We start from the raw sequence: 20,692 nt of genomic DNA, 5'->3' as shown, positions 1-20,692 counted from the left end.
CACTTCGTCCATTAGTCACCCCCACAATCATGAAACTGGGACTTCTTGAGTTCGGAACGGGATGTGTCAGTCCGCTGGACATCGTCGATACTATTTTGGAGTATGCGCAACTGGCCGAAGAACTGGGCTACACCCGGTTCTGGCTCGGCGAACACTACGGCACGGTGGCCCCCTACAGCAATCCCGAAGTACTGCTGCCGATCATTGCCGGTATGACCAGCGAGATCAGGGTCGGGGTGGCCGGTTTGCTGATGGCATTTCATAATCCGTACCGCGTGGCGTCGACGTTTAAAGTGCTGAACAACCTGTTTCCCAACCGCATCGATCTGGGCGTGGCCGGGGGCGGGGTTCCGCCGGAAATCCGGACTCTTTTGGTTCCGGAGGTGGATTTGTCGGTTCCGGCAGTGAAAGTGGCGCGGTTTGTGAAAAACAGTACGGACCTGTACGAGTATTTATACGCCGAGAAAAACACCGGACTGATTGCACCGGTCGGCGGGTATGTGCCTACCTACTGGTCGCTGAGTGCCAACCTCAACAATATTCCGGCGCTGGCCCGCCCGGCGGGTTCGCTCTGCAAATCGGTGTTCCATACCGAGATTATCGATCACCAGCGGGAAGCCGAAAAATTGCAGGAATACCGGGCGGTTTTCTCCGAAAAGCACGGGCGGGAGCCGGAAATCAACCTGGCTGTAGCCGGGATTTGTGCCGAAACCACCCGACAGGCCTGCCGAATCCAGGCAGAGCTGCAACGGCCGTTTGGGCTGTACAACGAACTCATCGGCTCCCCGACCTTCATTCTGGATGAACTGGCGAAGTGGCAGGAACTCTACGGCGTGGATGAGTTCATTTTCATGAACATGGCCGAAGAAACCGCCCACAAACGGAACGGCATCGAACTGCTGGCCCGGCACCGCAGCGCCTACGCCGGTTCTGTTTTCGTTCCGGCAACGCTGGCAACGGCCGCCTGAAACGAAGGCAACCGGTCACGGACGGTTTTCCGCCAGTTACCAACCCATTTCCACCCGTTACAAGCTGCGTTTTCCGGAACGTCCGACGGCTCCGCATCTTTGTATCGGCCCAACCCAAAAGGCCACGGGAAGGAACGACACAGCCTAGGCTTATCACACACCAGTAAACGCACAAATACCAATGAAAAAGCAAGTTTCAAAAATCACGCTGAAAACTGACACCATTCTTTCACTGTCCAAAGCGCAAGCCCTGAACGTCGTGGGGGGCCGTCCGAAACGGGAAACCGAATCCGCCTGCACCAGCAAGATCTGCGAACCGTAATCTCTGCTCTTCCGCAAAGTACAAATCCGGGAAAGAATCGATTCGCTCCTTCTTTTCCACTCTAAAAACCGGGACGAGGGAGGTCAATTCTCCTTCGTCCTTTCGCTTGCCTGACAACAACAAATACCCATCTTATACCTTCTGGTCATGAAAACAACTGCTTTCGAGACCGCTTTTGTCCGGGTTCCAATGGCCGGTTTTGCCGCCATCGACAATCCCGACTGGGCCCGTCTCGCTCAGCAACTTCAGCATCCGGCTTTTCGGGAAGCACTGTACATTGCGTCGCCCGCCCTGTATGACGAAGCCCTCCCGTTCGATTTCAGCCGTCAGCCCGAGGAAAAATCCCGGCGGGTTTTGTATTCACTGATCAAATACTTATCGCGGTACGCCACCCGTTGTACACCCTTTGGTCTGTTTGGCGGGTTTGCCACCACCCCGATCGACACCGCCCCCACCCGCGTTCGGATCGACCAGCCCGATAGCATCCGGCGCGTCGCCCGGCTGGACATGAACTACCTCTGTGCCCTGGCGCAGGATCTGGAAAAGCAGACCGATGTCAAACCGTACCTGCGGTTTTTCCCCAACTCCAGCCTCTACGAAATCAATCATCAATACCGGTACGTCACCTGCCGGTACGAAAACGGCCAGCGGATTCACCACCTCAGCAGCGCCGAGCAAAGCGACTACCTGACCGCTTTGCTCCGCACCTGCGCCAACGGCGCCCGGATTGAAACCCTGGTAACCGAACTGGTCAGCGACGAAATCAGCGCGGACGAAGCCCGGGATTTCGTGGATGCGGTGATTGACGCTCAGTTGCTGGTCAGTGAGCTGGAGCCCTCGCTAACGGGTGACGATTTTTTAGGACAGATTCTGACCATTCTGGAAACCATCCACGGCCAGCATCCTTCGGAGGAAATTGGCCGAATGATGGCCTTGTTGCAGCGGGTAAAAACCGATCTGAAAGGATTGGAAACCGGTGGAGCGGAAAACACCGTCGAAACCCTCCGGCAGGTGGAAAATACCCTGAGCCTTCTGTCAACGCCCTTCGACCGGAAGGTACTTTTCCAGATCGATTCGTATGTACCCTCGTTCTGCGGCCAGCTAAACCGGGGACTTATCAATAAGCTGGTCGCCAAAATTCCCGCGCTCCTGAAGTTGACGCCCACCAGCAACGGGGCGCTGGATGAGTTTCGGAGCCGGTTTTACGAAAAATACCAAGACGAAGAAATCCCGCTGGTGGTGGCTCTCGACCCCGAAATCGGGATCGGTTTTCCAGTCACGCAGGAACCGCTCGATGAGTCTCCGCTGGTGGACGGCCTGGTAGCCGGTTCCGGTGCCGCAGCCCAAAAGACCTTCACGGTTTCGCCCGAACAATCGGTTCTTTTCCAGAAAGTAGCCGAGGCCCAATTCAACCGTGCGGCCCAGATCTCGCTGACGGACGCGGATTTGCCAAACACGGAACCAGTTCGTCCGAATCTGCCGCCGACCAATGCCGCCCTGTTCTCGGTAATTCGGGAGAAGGGTCAGGAAATGCTGCTGCTCGACAGTTTCGGCGGCACCACCGGCACCGCGCTGCTCGGTCGGTTTGGGCATACCGACGAAACCGTACAGGGTCTTTTGCAGCAAATCAGTGAGGCCGAAGACCGGATCTGGCCGGACGTCATTTTTGCCGACATCATCCACCTGCCCGAAGCCCGCACCGGAAATATCATCATCCGGCCCCAACTGAAACACTACCAGATTCCGTACCTCGGCCAGGCGTCGGTAGACCAGGAGCATCAGATTCCGGTGACGGATCTGGTCATTCGGGTGGTTGGCGACCGCATCGTTTTGCGGTCAAAATCGCTGAACAAAATCATCGTTCCCCGGCTGTCCAACGCCCACTATTTTGCCCAGACCAATTCGCTGGACATCTATCATTTTCTGTGCGAACTGCAAAGCCAGGGCGTTCGGCCGTGGATCGGGTTGGCTTTGGGTGCGGCTCATGCGGTTTTTGTGTATATCCCCCGCATCGTGCTGGACAACATCATCCTGTCGGAAGCCCGCTGGAACCTCCGGGCCGAGCACGTCAAACCGCTGGTGGCTGCATTCAAAAAAGGAGACTGGAGCACGCTGAAAACCGAAATCGACCACTGGCGAACCCAATTTGGGATTCCACGTCATGTCTGTCTGCTCGATTACGACAACGAGTTGTACATCGACCTGGAAAATCAATGGCTGGCCGAAACCTTCGTCAACGAGATCAAATCCAAAGACACGTTCCGCATCAGGGAATTTCTGCACCGGGCCGACAACGCGGTGGTGCAATCGCCCGAAACCTGGCATACCAACCAGTTTATCGTGGCCTTCAAAAATGAACCGGAAGCGGTCCCGGCCCAACCCACTCCCGTTCTGGCCCAACCGGAGCGGGCGGTCACCCGGACGTTTTTCACTGGCTCGGAATGGCTGTATTACAAGCTCTATACGGGGATCAAAACCGCCGACTTCCTGCTGACCGAGGTGCTGTTTCCATTGACAGAACGCTTTGCCAAACGGGGCTGGACCGACCGGTTTTTCTTCATCCGGTACCGCGATCCGGCGTTTCACATCCGGTTCCGGTTTCACCTGGTCAACCCCGCTTATCTGGGGCTGGTGGTGCAGGAATTACACGACGCACTGGCCCCGTACTTGACGAATAAAATCGTGACGGCCATCGTCAACGATACGTACACCCGCGAACTGGAACGCTACGGCTACCACACCATCGAAACCGTGGAGCAGTATTTCCACCACGACAGCCTGACGGTTTTGCGGTTTCTGAGCCTGATCGAAAGTTCGGAGGGCGAAGAATGCCGCTGGCGGTTTGGTATGAAACTCATCGATTCGCTGCTCGACGAATTCGGGTTTGATCTGAAGCAGAAACTGGATTTTGCGAACGCCCAGGCCACGGCCTACGGACAGGAGTTTGGCTACAATCCGGCATTGAAGAAGCAACTGGACACCCGCTACAAAAGCATCGAAACTGCCCTGACCGAGTTGTGGGCCGAAACGAACGACGAGCACCGGTTTTTCTACGCCCTGAACCGGCTCCACCGGGAAAGTTTGCAGCCGTTCATTCGGACGATCTGTCAGTTGACCAACGAGGAAAAGCTGGAAATGCCGCTGTTTGCGTTGCTCGGCAGCCTGATTCACATGACCGTCAACCGATTGTTCCGCAGTCGGCAGCGGTTTGTCGAATATTCGCTCTACTACCATCTCCATAAACAGTACCGGACGGTTTACGGAAAAACCGTGCTGGCCCGGAAATCTGTCGCCCCGCAACCCGTCGTCTGCCAGCCATGAAAAATCTATTCAAAACGATTCTGGGTGGCAAAATGAGTCCCTACGCCCTTGTGGACCGGTTTCCTCACGTCGAGCAGAGCGCGGGTATGGACTGCGGCCCGACCTGTCTGGCGATGATTTTCCGGCATTACGGCGCCGGGGATGTCCGGTACCAGCTGACCAAACTGGCCGAAGTCAATACCGAAGGCAGCAGCTTGTACGACCTGATGGAAGTGTCCGAAAGTTTCGGTTTCAAGGCGGAAGGCTACGAACTGGATTATTCGTATTTGCAGCAGATTCAACTGCCCTGCGTCGCCCATTACGAAGGCCAGCATTTTGTGGTGGTGTACGAAGCCACCGATACCTACGTGCGGGTGGCTGATCCTTCGTTTGGGAAGGCGCGGTATTCGAAGGAGGAATTTAGCAACAAATGGAGCGGCATTGTGCTGGAACTGAAACCGACCGAAAAGTTTCACCAAAGCCCCGAACTGACCGAAGCAGTCCGGGAACACAACCAGAAAAAAGCGTCGATTTTCCGGCAGTTGTACCTCCCCATTCTGAAGGAAGGCCAGCGCGTGCTGGCCGAGATTTTCCTGTTTTCGCTGGTGCTCGAACTGGTGGGGCTGGTGTTGCCGCTGTTTACGCAAACCATGCTCGACAACGTGCTGGTCAACCAGAATAAAAAACTGCTCGTGGGCATTCTGGCCGGTTTGATGCTGGTTTTCGTCGTGCAGGTCGTGCTGACGTACGGCCGCAGCATGCTGATGATGCACTACCGGTTCCGGTTCGAAACCGAGTTCATGGGCAAGTTTTTCGAGCGACTGATTTCGCTGAAACAGAAGTACTACGACAGCCGCAAACGCGAAGAGTTTATGGCCCGGTTTCAGGAGGGAATCGGCATCCGGGCGTTGACCAACCCCATCATCATCCAGCAGTTTTTGGACGTGGTGTTCATGCTGATTTACTTCCCGATTCTGTTCGGATTCAATACGCAACTGGGCAGCATCGCGCTGGTGTGTTTTACGGCCTACGGGCTGACGACGGTGTATTTCATTCCGGTCGTCAAAAACCTGCGCTCGAAGGTGTACCACAAGAATCAGGCGTCGCTGGGCGGTTTTCTGGATACGGTGTTGGGGATCAAAACCGTTAAGCTGCTGTCGCTCGAAAAATACAAACTGGTGCGCTGGAAACACCTCCACCGCGAGTCCATCAACTCGGTGATGGCCGACGAAGAGAAGCAGATTCTGATCAATTCGATGCAGCGGCTGATCTTCATTTTCAGCCAGATTGCGGTGTACTGGGTCGGTGCCTACCAGATTTTCACGGGCGACCTGACCATCGGGCAATACATGGCGTTCACGGCCATTTTCATGATGCTGATGAACTCAATCAACAGCGTCAGCATGCTCTGGATGATGGTGACCCAACTGAGCGTCAGTTTCGGAAAAGTAAACGAAATTTTCCTGGAAGACGAGGAACAAGCCGATGTGCAGCAACAAACAACCCGGTTTTCGGGCAAAACGATCCGGTTTCAGAACGTGTCGTTTCGCTACCAGCAGAAAGACGCCAACTACGTCCTGAAAAACCTGAACTGCGAAATCCGCGCCGGTGAACGGATCGGGATTGTGGGTCGGAACGGAATGGGCAAATCCACCTTCGTCAAACTGCTGATGAATCTCTACCCCGACTACGAGGGGCAGATTTTCTGCGACGAGACCGAACTGCGCAGCATTCACCCGAAAACGCTCCGCAAACACGTTCACCTGTTTCCGCAGGATACCTACGTGTTCAACGACACCATCAAGGAAAACATCCGCTGCGCCAACCTTTCGGCCTCGATGGAACAGATCGCCGAAGCCGCCCAGCTGGCCGACCTGCATGCCTACATCAAATCCAACCACCTGGGTTACAACCACATGATCGGCAGTTTTGGCAGCAATCTGTCGGGTGGCCAGGTGCTGAAGATTGGGTTTGCGCGGCTGTTCGTGGCCGACCAGCCCGACATCATCATTCTGGACGAAGCCAGCAGCGCGCTGGATGTGGAAACCGAGCGCCGGATTCTGACTAATATTTACGAACGGTTCAAAGGCAAAACCATCCTTTCGATTGCGCACCGACTCAACACGCTCAAGAACGTGGACCGGATTCTGGTGTTCGACGGCGGGACCATCGCCGAACAGGGCAACCACACCGAATTGATTGACAATCAGGGCCTTTATTACGATTTCATCAAAACCTACATCGACTATTAAGCCATGCACCCCTTACTCGCGGAACTGGAATCGACCCAGTTTGAGGACTTGTACCATGTCGATGATGCGCCCATCGCCGACGTTCGCCGGCGGGTGCTGAGCCGCCTGGGCTGGCTGGCGGTTTTGCTGACCGCCGTTGGGGCCGGCATGGGTTTCACAATTCAGTTTCCGGATATGATTACCGTGCCGTTCGTCGTCAAATCGCAGGTGGGGGAAGAAATCTACCGGTTTCCGTCGGCGATGTACGTCGAAAAAACGTTCGTCAAACCGGGGCAGGTCGTCGAAGCCGGAACGCCGTTGCTCGAAATCAGCGCCCCCGACGTGGCCGCGCTGGTGGCCGAGTTAGCAGCCGCCAGTACCGCCCTCGGCCATTACCAGGATTACCGGACCGTTTCGGCCAATACAGAACGCCGGATCATTGACCTGACGGTGACCCGGCTTCGGGAAGACAGCCAACTGAAAGAAACGCAGATGAAGGTACTGAAAACCAAATGGGAGACGGAACGGGAAAAATTGCGGTTTGAACGGGACGACGCCCAGCGAATTTTTAACATCAATCGGGAGCTCTACCGCACCGGCGACATCAGCAAAAACGACCTCAACAACTACGAAGCGACGCTGCTGCGGGCGCAGTCGGCCTACCAGACCGGATTGCAGAACGTCAGTCAGGAAGAACGCACACTACGGCAACAGATTCAGGCCAACCGGCTGGAGATCCTGAGTCTGGAAAACCAACTGGCCAAACAGAAAACCGACGTGCGGGGCGAAGGCGCTCAGCTTCGGAGTTCCAGGGAAGCCGTCCGGAAACAGATCGAAGGCCGGTTTGGCCCGTTCGACATTACCCCCAACAACCACCTGATTCTGAAAGCCGAACAGGCCGGAACGGTTTCGTTCGTGTTCGATGGGGAGAAAGAAGCCGCGTCGGGCGCCATCCTGCTGAAACTGATTTACAAACCGGCTCCGCTGTATGCCTACACCCAGGTGAACTCGTCGCGGATCGGGCAGCTGAACGTGGGGCAGCCGGTGGTGCTGAAACTGGATGCCTATCCGGTCTACGAATGGGGAACTGTCCGCGGAGAAGTCTCGCAGGTGTCGCTCACACCCGACGAAAAAGGATTGTTCAATGTGCAGGTTCAACTCACCGATTACCAGCGCCTTGACAACCGGGTCCGGATTGGGATGCAGGGAACCTGCAACATCATTTTCGACGAACGAACCCTGTACGACTACACGTTCCGCCATTTCCGAAAAGTAACCACCGAATGGACCGAGTGAACGTCGGGTTGTCCGCCACCCACATCCGGCTCGAAACCGAGCTGCACCGGCTGTATGCGAACGTCGCAGCCCAGCCCGTAACCGGCCTTTGCGGGCTGTTTTCGGGGCAGATTGGCTACGCCCTCTTTGAATGCTATTACCAGCGCCAGTTCGGCCTGACGGATAACTGCCGCATCTGGGACCGACTGGAAGTCAGCATCGACGCCATCGCAACGGGCAGCGTCGATCACGCCTTTGCGGGAGGTATGGCGGGCATTGCCTGGGGCTATCTGCACCTGAGCAACCACGGTTTTCTGGCCGACAGTGCCGACGACCCGCAGGACGTAGTGGCCGCCCTTGACGAACCGCTTTTTCTGCTGTCGATGGACGATTTACGGGCTGGTCAATTCGATTATTTACACGGCGGTCTGGGGGTCTGCCTGTATTTTCTGGAGCGCCCGCGTTCCGCCACCATCGAATCCTACCTGACGCAGCTGGTCGCGCAACTGGAGACCCTTTCCATCCGGCAGGACGACGGTTCGATCACCTGGCGGTTTCACGGTTTTGACGCTGGTGCCGCCAGCCAGCCGGTTACGTACAATCCGAGTCTGTCGCACGGCACGGCCAGTATCGTCGCCGTGTTGTGTCTGCTGCACCGGCACGGGTACGCCCAGCGGAGTTGCGCCCGGCTGATCGACGGCGGTTTGCGGTGGTTGTGGAACGTTCGGAATAAGAACCATCCGGCGGTTTTCCCCAAGTTACTCGTTGAAGGCCAGCCCCGCGACGAATTTTGCCGGATGGCGTGGTGCTACGGCGACCCGGGCATTGCGCACACCTTCCGGCTAGCCGGTGAAACGCTGGGCAATCCGCGCTGGACGCAGATCGCCGACTACACGATGCGGAAAGCGGCCTCCCGCCGAAGCCGGCCGGAATCACTGGTTTCCGACCTGGGATTCTGCCACGGCTCCGCCGGACTCGCCCACCTGTTTTCGAAATTTGCCCGCTGGTATCCGCACCCGGTTTTTGCCGAAACTGCCCGGTTTTGGTCCGAGGTCACGCTGACGCATTCGCTACCCGCAGTTGCGGACGACGGCAGCCCGAAAACCGCCCTGCTGTCCCATCGCGGCAGTTTCGATCTGCTGGAAGGCGAAGCCAGCACCGGCCTGGTCCTGCTGGCGCAACTCGGGGCCGATACCGCCTGGGAGCGAGCCTTTCTGTTACAATGAACGGAGGCAGACGGTTTCAACCGCCTGGCTATTTTTTGGCCCATGCCTTGATACCGTTTTAATGGCTGTTGCCTATCGGATTTTCCTCATTCCCACGATTCCGCGCCGTTTCGGTTTGCTGCGACATCTAACCCAGGAACGAGACGGATAAAATACCTCCAATGGGTAAAGTTCGTGAACCGGATGCTTTATCTTCGTAGATGTGATTACCGGGAAGGCTACGTCCCAACAAAGCACAACACACGCTAACTACCTTTTACCCAATGATTTTGCGTAAACGTTTTCGAACCCCTCTGCTCGTTTCGGGCGCCGTTGCGATTGCCGTCGTTTCCTGCATGAAAATGAGTCCGTCGGGTTCGTCAAAAACCGCCAGTGCTCCGCTGGTGGTTCAGGAAGACCCGGCGCAGGCCAGGGCCCGGGCGAAAGAAATCCGGGAAAATACCGCCGTCAAACTGGCCGATGGCCTGAAACTCGATTTGTGGGCATCCGACTCGCTGGCCCCCGATCCGGTATCCATGTCCATCGACGATCAGGGCCGGGTGTACCTGACACGGACCAACCGGCAGAAAAACTCCGAATTCGACATTCGCGGGTTCCGGCACTGGATGACGTCCTCCATCGCCCTGAAAACCGTGGAAGACCGTCGGGCCTTCCTGCGCAGTACGTTCGCGCCTGAAAAAAGCAAGGAAAATAGCTGGCTGAAAGACCTCAATGGGGATGGTAGCCACGACTGGAAGGATTTAACCGTCGAAAAAGACGAAGTCTGGCGGCTGGAAGATACGTCCGGCGACGGCATTGCCGACAAAGCGACCCGGATTCTGAATGACTTTTTTGAAGAGGTATCCGACGTCGCGGGCGGTTTGCTGATCCGGGCCGAAGACGCTTTCGTGGCGATTGCCCCCGACCTGTGGCGGCTGAAAGACACCAACGGCGACGGGATTCTGGACCAGAAAACGTCCATCAGCCACGGTTACGGCGTCCACATCGGTTTTGGCGGCCACGGTATGTCGAACCCCATCGAAGGACCGGACGGCAAGATTTACTGGAACATCGGTGACATTGGTGCCAACATCACCACCAAGGAAGGCGTGAATCATAACCGCTCCAACGAGGGCATCATTGCCCGGTCGAACCCCGACGGTTCTGATTTTGAAATCTTTGCGGGCGGTTTGCGCAACACCCACGAATTTGTATTCGATGAATACGGCAACCTCATCAGCTCCGATAACGATGGCGATCACCCCGGCGAAAGCGAGCGGCTGGTGCATGTCGTAGAAGGCTCGGATGCGGGCTGGCGGGCCAACTGGCAGTACGGCAAATACACGGATCCGAAAAACAACAGCTACAAAGTCTGGATGGACGAGAAGCTGTATAAACCGCGCTGGGACGGTCAGGCGGCTTACATCATTCCGCCGATCCAGAATTTTCACAACGGCCCGACGGGGATGGTCTACAACCCCGGTACGGCGTTGGGCAGGGAATGGCAGAACAAATTTTTCCTGGTTGAATTTGTGGGCAACCCCGCGCGTTCGCCCATCTGGTCGTTCGGACTGAAACCGAAGGGCGCTTCGTTTGTACTGGATAGGGAGAAAAACATTCTGACCGGGATTCTGCCCACCGGTATTCGGTTCGGCCCCGACGGCGCACTGTACATTGCCGACTGGATCAACGGCTGGGATACCAAAAACTACGGCCGGGTCTGGAAACTGGATGTTACCGACGAAAAGAATGACCTGAAGGACCTGCGGGCCGAAACCAAACGCCTGATGGCGCTGAATTACGGTTCGCAAACGGAAGACATGCTGTACAACCTGCTTTCGAATCCCGACATGCGTATCCGCCAAAAAGCGCAGTTCGAACTGGCGAAACGCGGAGCCAAAGGGGCTCCGGTTCTGCAGAAAGCCATTGCCCAAACCGGCCATCAGCTCGCCCGTATTCACGGAATCTGGGGCATGGGCCAACTGCTGCGGACCGACCAATCCTACACGGCTTCGCTGCTGCCCCTGCTCAAGGATGCGGATTCGGAAATCATCGCCCAAACCGCCAAGGTGCTCGGTGATGCAGCCGCGCCCGAAGCCGGTCCGCTGCTGGTTCCGTTAGTGGCAAGCTCGAATCCGCGCGTTCAGTTTTTTGCCGCTCAGGCGCTGGGCCGGATCAAGTATCAGCCCGCCGTCGAACCCCTGCTCCAGCTGATCAAGACCAACAACGACGAAGACGTGTACCTGCGTCATGCCGCCGTGCTGGCCCTGTCGCGCATCGGGCAGGTGGAACCGATGGTGGCCTTAGCCACTAATCCGAACAAATCGCTGCGACTGGCCGCCGTGCTGGTACTTCGCCGGTTGAGCAGCGACCGGATCAGCGTGTTCTTACAGGACAAAGACGAATACATTGTGGCCGAAGCCGCCCGCGCCATCAACGATGATCTATCCATCGAAAAAGCGCTGCCCGCCCTGGCCGCAACCCTGAACGAAACCCGGTTTACATCCGAACCGCTGCTGCGCCGGGCCATCAACGCCAACCTGCGCGTCGGGGGTGACGACCAACTGAACACCCTGATTGCCTTTACCCAACGCAAGGATGTTGCCAAAGAAATCCGGGCCGAAGCCCTGGCCGCCCTCGGAACCTGGGCCAATCCGTCGGTGCTCGACCGGGTGGATGGTCGCTACCGCGGGCCCGTTGAGCGCAGTCCGGCGACGGTGAAAGCGAAACTCCAGCCGCAGATCCAAGTCCTGCTGCAGGATTCAGAACCGGCGGTTTTGGTGGCCACGGCGCAAATGATGAGTAATCTTGGCATGACGGATCAAACCGGCAGTCTGGCTAAACTCATGGAAACCAGTTCCTCGGCGGAGGTTCGGGCTGCGGTTTTAGCGGCTTTATCCCAACTGCAATACAGCGGGATTGAGTCGGCGATCAAAAAAGGGATGAACGATCCGGATGCGGATGTGCGCACCACGGCCCTGGGGCTGGTGAGCCGCCTGAACCTGTCGGCGGAAACGCTGGCGGAGGTTTCCAAGGCGGTTTTTGAGAAAGGAACCGTGCGGGAACAGCAACAGTTGCTACGGGTACTTGGCGGAATGCCGGTCGCTAAAACCGAACCGATTCTGGCCGGTGCCATCGACAAAATGCTCAGCAAGCAATTGCCGCCGAGCCTGGCGCTGGAACTGGGTGAAGCCGTGGACTCCACCAAATCGGCGGCTTTAATTGCCAAACTGGCTCCGCTTCGGAAAACCGGAACCGGGGCTGCCGATTATCAGGATGCGCTTTTTGGCGGAAACGCCCAGATGGGCCGCCGGATTTTCAACACCAATTCCACGGCACAGTGCGTCCGGTGTCACGCCATCGGCGGACAGGGCGGAACCGTAGGCCCCTCCCTGACGAACATCGGCAGCGTATTGAGTCGGGAACAGATTTTACAGGCTCTCATCGAACCCAGCGTTCGGCTAGCCCCCGGTTTTGGGATGGTCTCGCTCACGCTGAAAGACGGCCAAACCGTTAGTGGGGTCTTAAGCGAAGAGAATGCCCACGAACTGGTTCTGAAAACCGCCGAAGCCGAACCCCTGAAAGTGCCGGTGGCCCGCATCGACAAACGGGAGAACCTGCCGTCGAGCATGCCTCCCATGGGCTATATCCTGTCAAAACGCGAAATCCGGGACGTGGTTGAGTTTCTAGCTAATTTAAAGTAAAAATTGCAATAATTTCTGATGCAGATAGCTTTCCAGTGTGTTACCGGGATGTAAATAAAACCTATCTTTCGGTAACATATTGGAAAACCATCTGCATCAGTCATTATGAACCAAAAACATCTACCCCTTCGGTACGCCTGGATTATTGTAAACGTTCTCTGGTTTCTTCTCCAGACTACGACAGGCAAGGCACAATCAGTTACCGTTTCCAGCGAGCGCTACCAGGTTGATAACAGCCTTCGACTGATTATCTGCAATCAGATTCCGGTCTTCCCCCGCGGTCAGTCGCTGCCCACCATTCGGTTCGACAAGGACTATGTGTTTACCCAACCGGTCAGTTCCTTTCAGGTCGGTCAGGGGTATCCGGTCAAAACCGGCAGCACCCCCTACACGCTGTATTTCACCAACTTCCCCCTCGTCAAAATCACGACAGCCGGCCAGCAGGCCATCAGCACCACCAACGCCCGGACGAAGGGGACAATCACCCTGGCCAACGGAAACGATCCTCTGTTTAGCACGCCAATGGGCATCCGAATCCGGGGAAATATCTCGCGTGGTTTTCCCAAAAAGCAGTATAACGTCCAGCTCTGGAAAGACCCAAACGGCGATGAAGAACTGGAAACGTCGCTGCTGGGCCTGCGGGAAGACAGCAAAATTCTGCTGTTTGCGATGTACAACGAGCCGCTACGGCTTCAGAATGCGACCTCACAGGCCTTGTGGCTGAACATGCACAAGCTGTATTACCAAGCTTCGGAGCCGGATGCCAACTCGGCCATTCGCATGAAATACTGTGATGTGTTTGTCAATAATAGCTACGCCGGTATTTACATGCTGGGGGAGGATATGGACCGGAAGCAACTCAAACTGAAGAAAACCGGCGATAATGGGGCGCTCCGGGGCGAGTTGTACAAAACCTCCGATGGCTTTGGCAACGCCAACCAGTTTCTGAGTGTTCCGCCCCCGCCCACCGATCCGAATGTCGAAGAATGGTCGGGTTTTGAGATGGATTATCCCGATCCCTACTGGGACAATCTGTACAGCCTGCTGGCGTATGCCGTCAAGGCACCCGCCAACGAGTTCAGCAGTAAACTGCCCGAAAAATTCCGGGTCGATAACCTGATCGATTACTATATTCTGCTGAACCTGCTGGCCGCCGACGATCACTGGGGAAATAATCAGTTTATCGCCCGGTACAAGGAAAACGAGCCGTATTTCCTGATTCCCTGGGACATGGACGCAACGTTTGGGTATAACCCGATCGGTATCCGCTCGGAGGAAGCCCGGCTCATCAAGGGCAATGGTCTTTTTGATCGGTTACTGGCGCTCGACCCCGACGGTTTCAAGCAAAAAATGCGCAAACGATGGTTTGCCCTGCGGCAAAATGAACTCGCACTTAGCACTCTGAAAAACGCGCTGGCGGCCAATTACAACCTGCTCACCGCCGAAGGAGGCTACGCCCGGGAAGCCATGAAGTGGCCCGGAACGCTGAATCCGGGCGATTTTCCGGCCGTCAATACCTGGCTTGAAAACCGGGTAAATTTTCTGGATGAATACTTTTCGCTCTTCCCGGAAGAAACCGGTGGCAAACGGCTGGCTTATTTCCAGGGTGAACCCATTTCCGGCTCCAACAAGCTGAAGTGGGCGTTCCGTTCCGGAACCCAAGCCACCAATGTCGAGATCGAACACAGTGGCAACGGCACCGATTTCGGCACGGTAGGAACCGTAGCGGTCAACGGCCCCACTGCCGAAGGTCCCTATGAGTTTACGCATGCCCATTCAGCCTCGCCGGCGTTTTACCGGCTGAAGATTTTTACCGGCCAAACCGCTACCTATAGCGCCACCATTCAACTGGGCGGAAACACCTGCCCCAGCGCCCCCCCGGCTCCCAACATCCGGGCCAGCGTTTTGGATGTTACTACGGGCCAATCCGTGGTTTTGACCGCCAACGGCTGTTCACAAACGGTAGTCTGGAATACAGGGCAAACCGGTGCGGTCGTGATGGTCAACCCGACCGAAACCACGTCCTACACGGCAAAATGCCGACAGGCGATTGGTTGTGAAAGCGCTCCTTCCTCTACCGTGAAGGTCAATGTCTATCCGCAAAATGCCATTCCGGGCAGTTACGAAGGGTATTTGGGGGGCGTCGACTGCAATTTTATCCGGGGCTGGGCCTGGGACCGCAACAAACCCAATACGCCGGTTTACGTCGATATCCTCGATGGCCAGAACCTGATCACCACCCTGATTGCCGGGGTATATCGCCAGGATTTGAAAGATGCCGGTAAAGGCAACGGCAGCCATAGCTATTCCTACACCGTACCGGAAACCGTGAAGGACAACCAGTTACATTCCATCAGTGCGCGCATTCGGGGAACGGGATTCACCCTCAAAGACTCTGCACGAAAACTAACCTGTGCCGGCACGACCCCGCCCCCCACGGGCAACCAGCCACCGGTGGCGCCCAGCGTGACCGCCCTAACGGGCAAAGTCAATACCGCCTTTTCGGCCACCCTACCGGCTTTCTCCGATCCGGATTCACCCGCGCTGACCTACTCGCTGACGGGTCTGCCTTCGAGCCTGAGCTTCACGGCCGCCACCCGGACCATCGCCGGAACCCCCACCGCCACGACCACCCGGAGCCTGACCTACACGGCCAGCGATGGTACCCTGAGTACCTCCGTCACCGTCCCGCTGACCATCACCGATGCCTCAACGCCCCCCCCGGCCACCGTCACGGGCAACTTTGAGGGGTATCTCGATAAGGTGGAATGCGAATCCATCCGGGGCTGGGTCTGGGATCGTAACAAACCCAACGAAGCCTTTACGGTGGAGTTCTTTGCCAATGGGCAATCCATCGGCACCGCCCGCGCCGATATCTTCCGCCAGGACCTGAAAGATGCCGGCAAGGGCAATGGCTACCACGTTTACAACTTCCCCACGCCCTCCTCGGTCAAAACCGGGCAGGCGGTTTCGATCAGTGCCAAAGTGCAGAATAGCGATTATGTGCTCAAACAGGCCCCAAAATCCCTGACCTGTGCCGGCAGCGGAACACCTGTCAACCAGCCGCCGGTGGCACCCAGCGTGACCGCCCTGACGGGCAAAGTCAATACCGCCTTTTCGGCCACGCTACCGGCGTTCTCCGATCCGGATTCACCCGCGCTGACCTACTCGCTGACGGGTCTGCCTTCGAGCCTGAGCTTCACGGCCGCCACCCGGACCATCGCCGGAACCCCCACCGCCACGACCACCCGGAGCCTGACCTACACGGCCAGCGATGGTACCCTGAGTACCTCCGTCACCGTCCCGCTGACCATCACCGATGCCTCAACGCCCCCCCCGGCCACCGTCACGGGCAACTTTGAGGGGTATCTCGATAAGGTGGAATGCGAATCCATCCGGGGCTGGGTCTGGGACCGTAACAAACCCAACGAAGCCTTTACGGTGGAGTTCTTTGCCAATGGGCAATCCATCGGCACCGCCCGCGCCGATATCTTCCGCCAGGACCTGAAAGATGCCGGCAAGGGTAATGGCTACCACGTTTACAACTTCCCCACGCCCTCCTCGGTCAAAACCGGGCAGGCTGTTTCGATCAGTGCCAAAGTGCAAAACAGCAATTATACGCTGGCCTGGTCACCCAAACAACTCACCTGCGCGCCCAACGCCCGGGTGGGGGCGTCCACCGAGTCTGAGGATGCGGGGCTGGTGGTGACCCCGAATCCAACGTCCGGGGAGTTTGAGATTCAGTTTAGCACCACCCAGCCGACGGCCAGTGAACTATCAATTCTCGATGAACTGGGCCGAAATTGGTATCGGAAACAACTAGAGGGCACGGGTGCCCACCGGTTGAAGGTGCGATTGTCGGGGGCCAATGGGCTCTATCTGATTCAGCTGCGGGAAGGCAATCAGTTGCGCAGCCGGAAGGTGCTGATTCAACCCTAAACGATTGGTTCTACACCTGCCTTAATGACATTGTGCGCCAGACCTGAACCGTCCGGCGCACAATGTTTATATCGGTTTTGATTGATTACCGCCCGTCTTTCAGCGCAAAAGCGATGTAGTTGCCGCCGGGTTTCTGCCCGCGTCCACCACCCGCAGCAATCACAACGTATTGTTTTCCACCAACTTCGTAGGTAATCGGGGTAGCAAAACCGCCCGCCGGAAGCTGATACTCCCACACCACTTTCCCGGTCTTCCGATCGAACGCCCGGATTTTTTCGTCCTTCGTGCCGGCAATGAATACCAGCCCCCCCGCCGTAACCACCGGCCCCCCGTAGCTATCGGTTCCTGTGGTTGGAACGCCTTTCTTCGCCAGTTCGGGGTATTCACCCAGCGGCACTTTCCAGAGGAATTCACCCGTGTTCAGGTCGATGGCGTTCAGCGTACCCCAGGGCGGTTTGATGCCGGGGTAGCCATTCTGGTCCGTAAACCGCTGCCAGACTTTGCTGACGTAAGCCGGCACATACGGAAAACCGCCTTTGTTGGCCGGGGCTGTCGACGGTTTACGGGTGATGTTCGCCGGACCCGTTTCCCGACCCAGCAGAAAGTTGACGATGGCATCCCGTTCCTGCTCCGATAAATGCTGAAACGACGGCATCCGCCCGCTACCGGTTTTCAGCAGGGCCTTGATGTCGTCCGCCGTACGCTTTTTGCCAATATCCACCAGCGAAGGCAATTCCGGCCCGCTCCCTTTCCGATCCTGCCCGTGACAGGCCGCACAATTCGCAATGTAAAGCGCGTTTCCGACCGTAACCGGGGCCTTGTTCTGGTCCAGGCTGGCCCGCTCGGTCATGATCAGTTCCCAGGGTTCTTCGTTGACGTTCTGGTACAGCACTCCGTTCGGATCGATGGCGTTACCGCCCCATTCCGCCCCTCCGCTATAACCAAACAACAGGGTTCCCGTTGTATTCGGGGGTGTAAACTTGTGGTCGGCTTTGAGTTTCAGAAACCGCTCCCTGACGTAAGCAGCCGCTTCCGGCGACAGGTCGGTGATGTTGGCTTCGGTATATACCTGCCGGTTCAGCGGCAGCGGCTTCAGGGGGTATTTCTGCGTGGGGTACGGGTGTTCCCCCGGTAACCCGTCCGTGGGTACCCGGCGTTCTTCCACCGGAAACAGCGATGTCCCCCTGTCCCGATCCAGCACGTACACCAGTCCGTCTTTGGTCACCTGCACAACGGCGTCCACGGTTTTCCCGTTTCGCTTCAGCGTGATGAGGTTGGGCGGACAGGAATGATCACGGTCCCAGAGATCGTGGTGAATCGTCTGGTAATACCATTTCATTTTGCCGGTTTCGGCCGCCAGCGCCAGGATGCAGTTGGCAAACAGATTGGCTCCCTTCCGATCACCGCCGTAGAAATCCGAAGCCGGCGAACCGGTTCCGAAATACACCACACCCCGCTTTTCGTCGAGCACCATGCCGCTCCAGTTGTTAACGCCCCCGATCTTCTTGTAAGCATCTTTCGGCCAGGTATCGTAACCCGGTTCACCCGGTTGCGGAATCGTATGGAAGACCCATTTCAATTGGCCCGTCACGGCGTCGAATGCCCGGATGTGGCCCGGAGCCGCGTCGCCGGATTCCGACACGCTGGACCCCATGACGATCGTGTTGCGGTAAATAATACCGGGCGAAGTTGCCGTCACCGACAGTTTGCTGACATCATGGTCGAGGTTGGTCTGGAGCCCCTCGTGCAAATCCGCCCGACCATCGACCCCAAACCCGGGAACGATCTGCCCGGTTTCGGCATTCACGGCGTACAGACTCGATCCGACCGTATAAAAAATCCGCCGGTCGTTGCCGTTTTCCCAGTACATCACCCCCCGGTTGGAATTCAGCCGGTCGTTTTTGTTCGGTTCAAACTTCCAGAGCTGCTCGCCGGTCCCGGCTTTCAGCGCAAACAGCTTCAGTTCGGGCGTGGTCCCGTACAAAACACCGTTCACCACTATCGGCTGACACTGAATGGCCCGGCCACCCCGCCGGGGATTGTTCGGATCCGGTTTTTCGGACGCATCGTACCGCCAGGCGATTTCCAGGTTTTTGACGTTTTGCGTGTTGATCTGGGTAAGGGGTGAATACCGGTTTCCGGCTTTGTTCCCGCCGTAATTGGGCCAGTCGCGCCCGGTTTCCACAGGCGTCTGCCGTTCCTGCATGCCGTACAACAGGCCGCAGCCCACTAGTAACCCTCCCACGACCAGTTGGTGTGCGGTAGCAAATGGCTTTCTATGCTTCATGGTATCAGGTTTAGGAATACCGGGCAGCACGGTTGTCCGCACCGGTTTTTAGCATTGTTCGACATCCGTAACGTCCTACCGGAAATGCCCGTCCGAAAATACGGATTAGCCGGTTGAATTAAAACGCCCCTCCGCTTCTTTGTAGTAAGGCACCATAAAGAAGCGGAGGCCGCCCTTTCCCCTTCTGCATCAGGTTCAACGATCAGCCTCCGCTTGTTGTTTGTTTACGTAGTCAGGCTATTTTTCCTTTCAGGTTTTCAAGGTATTTCTGGCCCGAACCGGTATTCAGTAACAAAACGTGTTCTTCGGGCCGAATCCAGCCTTGCCGCAGCAGCTTGCGGGTGGCGGCCCAGATGGCTCCCCCTTCCGGGGCCACAAAAAGCCCCTCCTGTCGTCCCAGTTCACGCACGCCGTCGATCAGCTCATCCTCCGAAACCGCCAGGGCCGTTCCGGCAGATTCCCGCAAAGCCGTCAGCATCAGCGGTTCGCCAATCGGGCGCGGAACCGCCAGCCCGTTGGCCACCGTCGGTTTTCCAACATACTGCTTCGAATTGGCCTGTCGTCCCCAAAACGTTTCGACCAGCGGGCGGCAATTCTCGGCCTGCACCGCCACCATACGCGGGAGCGGCTGTCCTTTCGCCAGCCAGCCCAGTGCCTTCATTTCGTGAAATGCTTTCCAGATGCCGATCAGGCCGGTGCCGCCCCCGGTGGGGTACACAATCACGTCCGGCAGTTGCCAGTTCAGTTGCTCGGCGATTTCAAAACCCATCGTTTTCTTCCCTTCCAGCCGATACGGTTCTTTCAGCGTAGAAACGTCAAAATAAGCCCCCTCCCGGTTCATTTCCTGGACTTTAGCCGCACAGTCGTTAATCAGTCCATCCACCAGTATTACCCGCGCATTATAGGCCAGACACTCTTCCCGGAACGCATCGGGCGTGTGACGGGGCATCACCACCACCGCTTCCAGACCGGCCTGGGCGCAATATGCGGCCATCGCTACCCCGGCATTGCCCGCCGTCGGAATAATACAGGCGCGTTCGCCGTTTTCCCTGGCTTTCGAAACCGCCAGACACAAGCCCCTCGCCTTGAACGAACCGGTCGGATTCAGGCCTTCATCTTTCAGGCTCAGGTGCTGAAACCCGTAGGCACCAGCCAGTCGCCGGAGCGGCAGCAACGGGGTTCCGCCTTCACCCAGGCTGATCCGGTTCTGGGCCATAAAAACCGGCAGCAGTTTTTCATACCGCCAGAGCGACGTAACACCCACGGGCAACACGTCCCGCGAAAAGCTGTGTTCGTCGAGGTAATACCGGCACAACATAGGTGCCTGGCAACAAACCGACAGGGTCTGACCCGCCAGCGGAGCGTATTCCCGCGCGCAGTGCGAACACGCCAGATTTTGTAATAAGGAGGATGTGGCAATTGTATTCATAGGTAGCCGAATTTTCCCGCAAGTTGAAAACC

Annotated in this window: 10 protein-coding genes; 8 read left to right on the top strand and 2 right to left on the bottom strand. The window is 57.0% G+C overall.

The window, feature by feature from the left end:
- The first annotated feature begins 29 nt into the window (after positions 1-29).
- From ACFPMF_RS08490 to ACFPMF_RS08455, 8 genes are all read left to right on the top strand, one after another.
- Entirely contained in the window at positions 30-968 is a 939-nt protein-coding gene (locus tag ACFPMF_RS08490) for an LLM class flavin-dependent oxidoreductase (protein WP_379843132.1), read from the top strand.
- Between the two features lie 181 nt (positions 969-1,149).
- Entirely contained in the window at positions 1,150-1,290 is a 141-nt protein-coding gene (locus ACFPMF_RS08485) for a class I lanthipeptide (protein ID WP_379843129.1), read from the top strand.
- A gap of 147 nt (positions 1,291-1,437) precedes the next feature.
- Positions 1,438-4,611 (top strand): lantibiotic dehydratase, encoded by a 3,174-nt coding sequence (locus ACFPMF_RS08480; protein WP_379843127.1) that lies wholly within the window; start codon positions 1,438-1,440, stop codon positions 4,609-4,611.
- A complete protein-coding gene (locus tag ACFPMF_RS08475) occupies positions 4,608-6,842 on the top strand; it encodes a peptidase domain-containing ABC transporter (RefSeq protein ID WP_379843124.1) in 2,235 nt (744 codons plus the stop codon). The genes ACFPMF_RS08480 and ACFPMF_RS08475 overlap by 4 nt, the downstream gene beginning before the upstream one ends.
- A 3-nt stretch (positions 6,843-6,845) precedes the next feature.
- Positions 6,846-8,117 (top strand): HlyD family secretion protein, encoded by a 1,272-nt coding sequence (locus ACFPMF_RS08470; RefSeq protein ID WP_379843122.1) that lies wholly within the window; start codon positions 6,846-6,848, stop codon positions 8,115-8,117.
- Positions 8,105-9,322 (top strand): lanthionine synthetase LanC family protein, encoded by a 1,218-nt coding sequence (locus ACFPMF_RS08465; protein ID WP_379843119.1) that lies wholly within the window; start codon positions 8,105-8,107, stop codon positions 9,320-9,322. Before ACFPMF_RS08470 ends, ACFPMF_RS08465 begins: the two co-directional genes overlap by 13 nt.
- Positions 9,323-9,585: 263 nt before the next feature.
- Entirely contained in the window at positions 9,586-13,005 is a 3,420-nt protein-coding gene (locus ACFPMF_RS08460) for a DUF7133 domain-containing protein (protein WP_379843116.1), read from the top strand.
- Between the two features lie 105 nt (positions 13,006-13,110).
- Positions 13,111-16,944: a CotH kinase family protein gene (locus tag ACFPMF_RS08455; RefSeq protein ID WP_379843114.1), complete on the top strand. Its 3,834-nt coding sequence runs from the start codon at positions 13,111-13,113 to the stop codon at positions 16,942-16,944.
- 85 nt (positions 16,945-17,029) lie between these two features.
- Here the strand turns inward: ACFPMF_RS08455 and ACFPMF_RS08450 are convergent, their stop codons facing one another.
- Positions 17,030-19,231, bottom strand: a complete 2,202-nt coding sequence (locus tag ACFPMF_RS08450) for an outer membrane protein assembly factor BamB family protein (RefSeq protein WP_379843111.1) — start codon at positions 19,229-19,231, stop codon at positions 17,030-17,032.
- 232 nt (positions 19,232-19,463) lie between these two features.
- Entirely contained in the window at positions 19,464-20,660 is a 1,197-nt protein-coding gene (locus ACFPMF_RS08445) for a threonine synthase (protein ID WP_379843109.1), read from the bottom strand.
- Positions 20,661-20,692: the final 32 nt, after the last annotated feature.

It is taken from the genome of Larkinella bovis (assembly GCF_042655385.1).
GTDB classification, from domain to species: domain Bacteria; phylum Bacteroidota; class Bacteroidia; order Cytophagales; family Spirosomataceae; genus Larkinella; species Larkinella bovis.
This window is presented reverse-complemented; position numbering and strand designations above follow the sequence as displayed.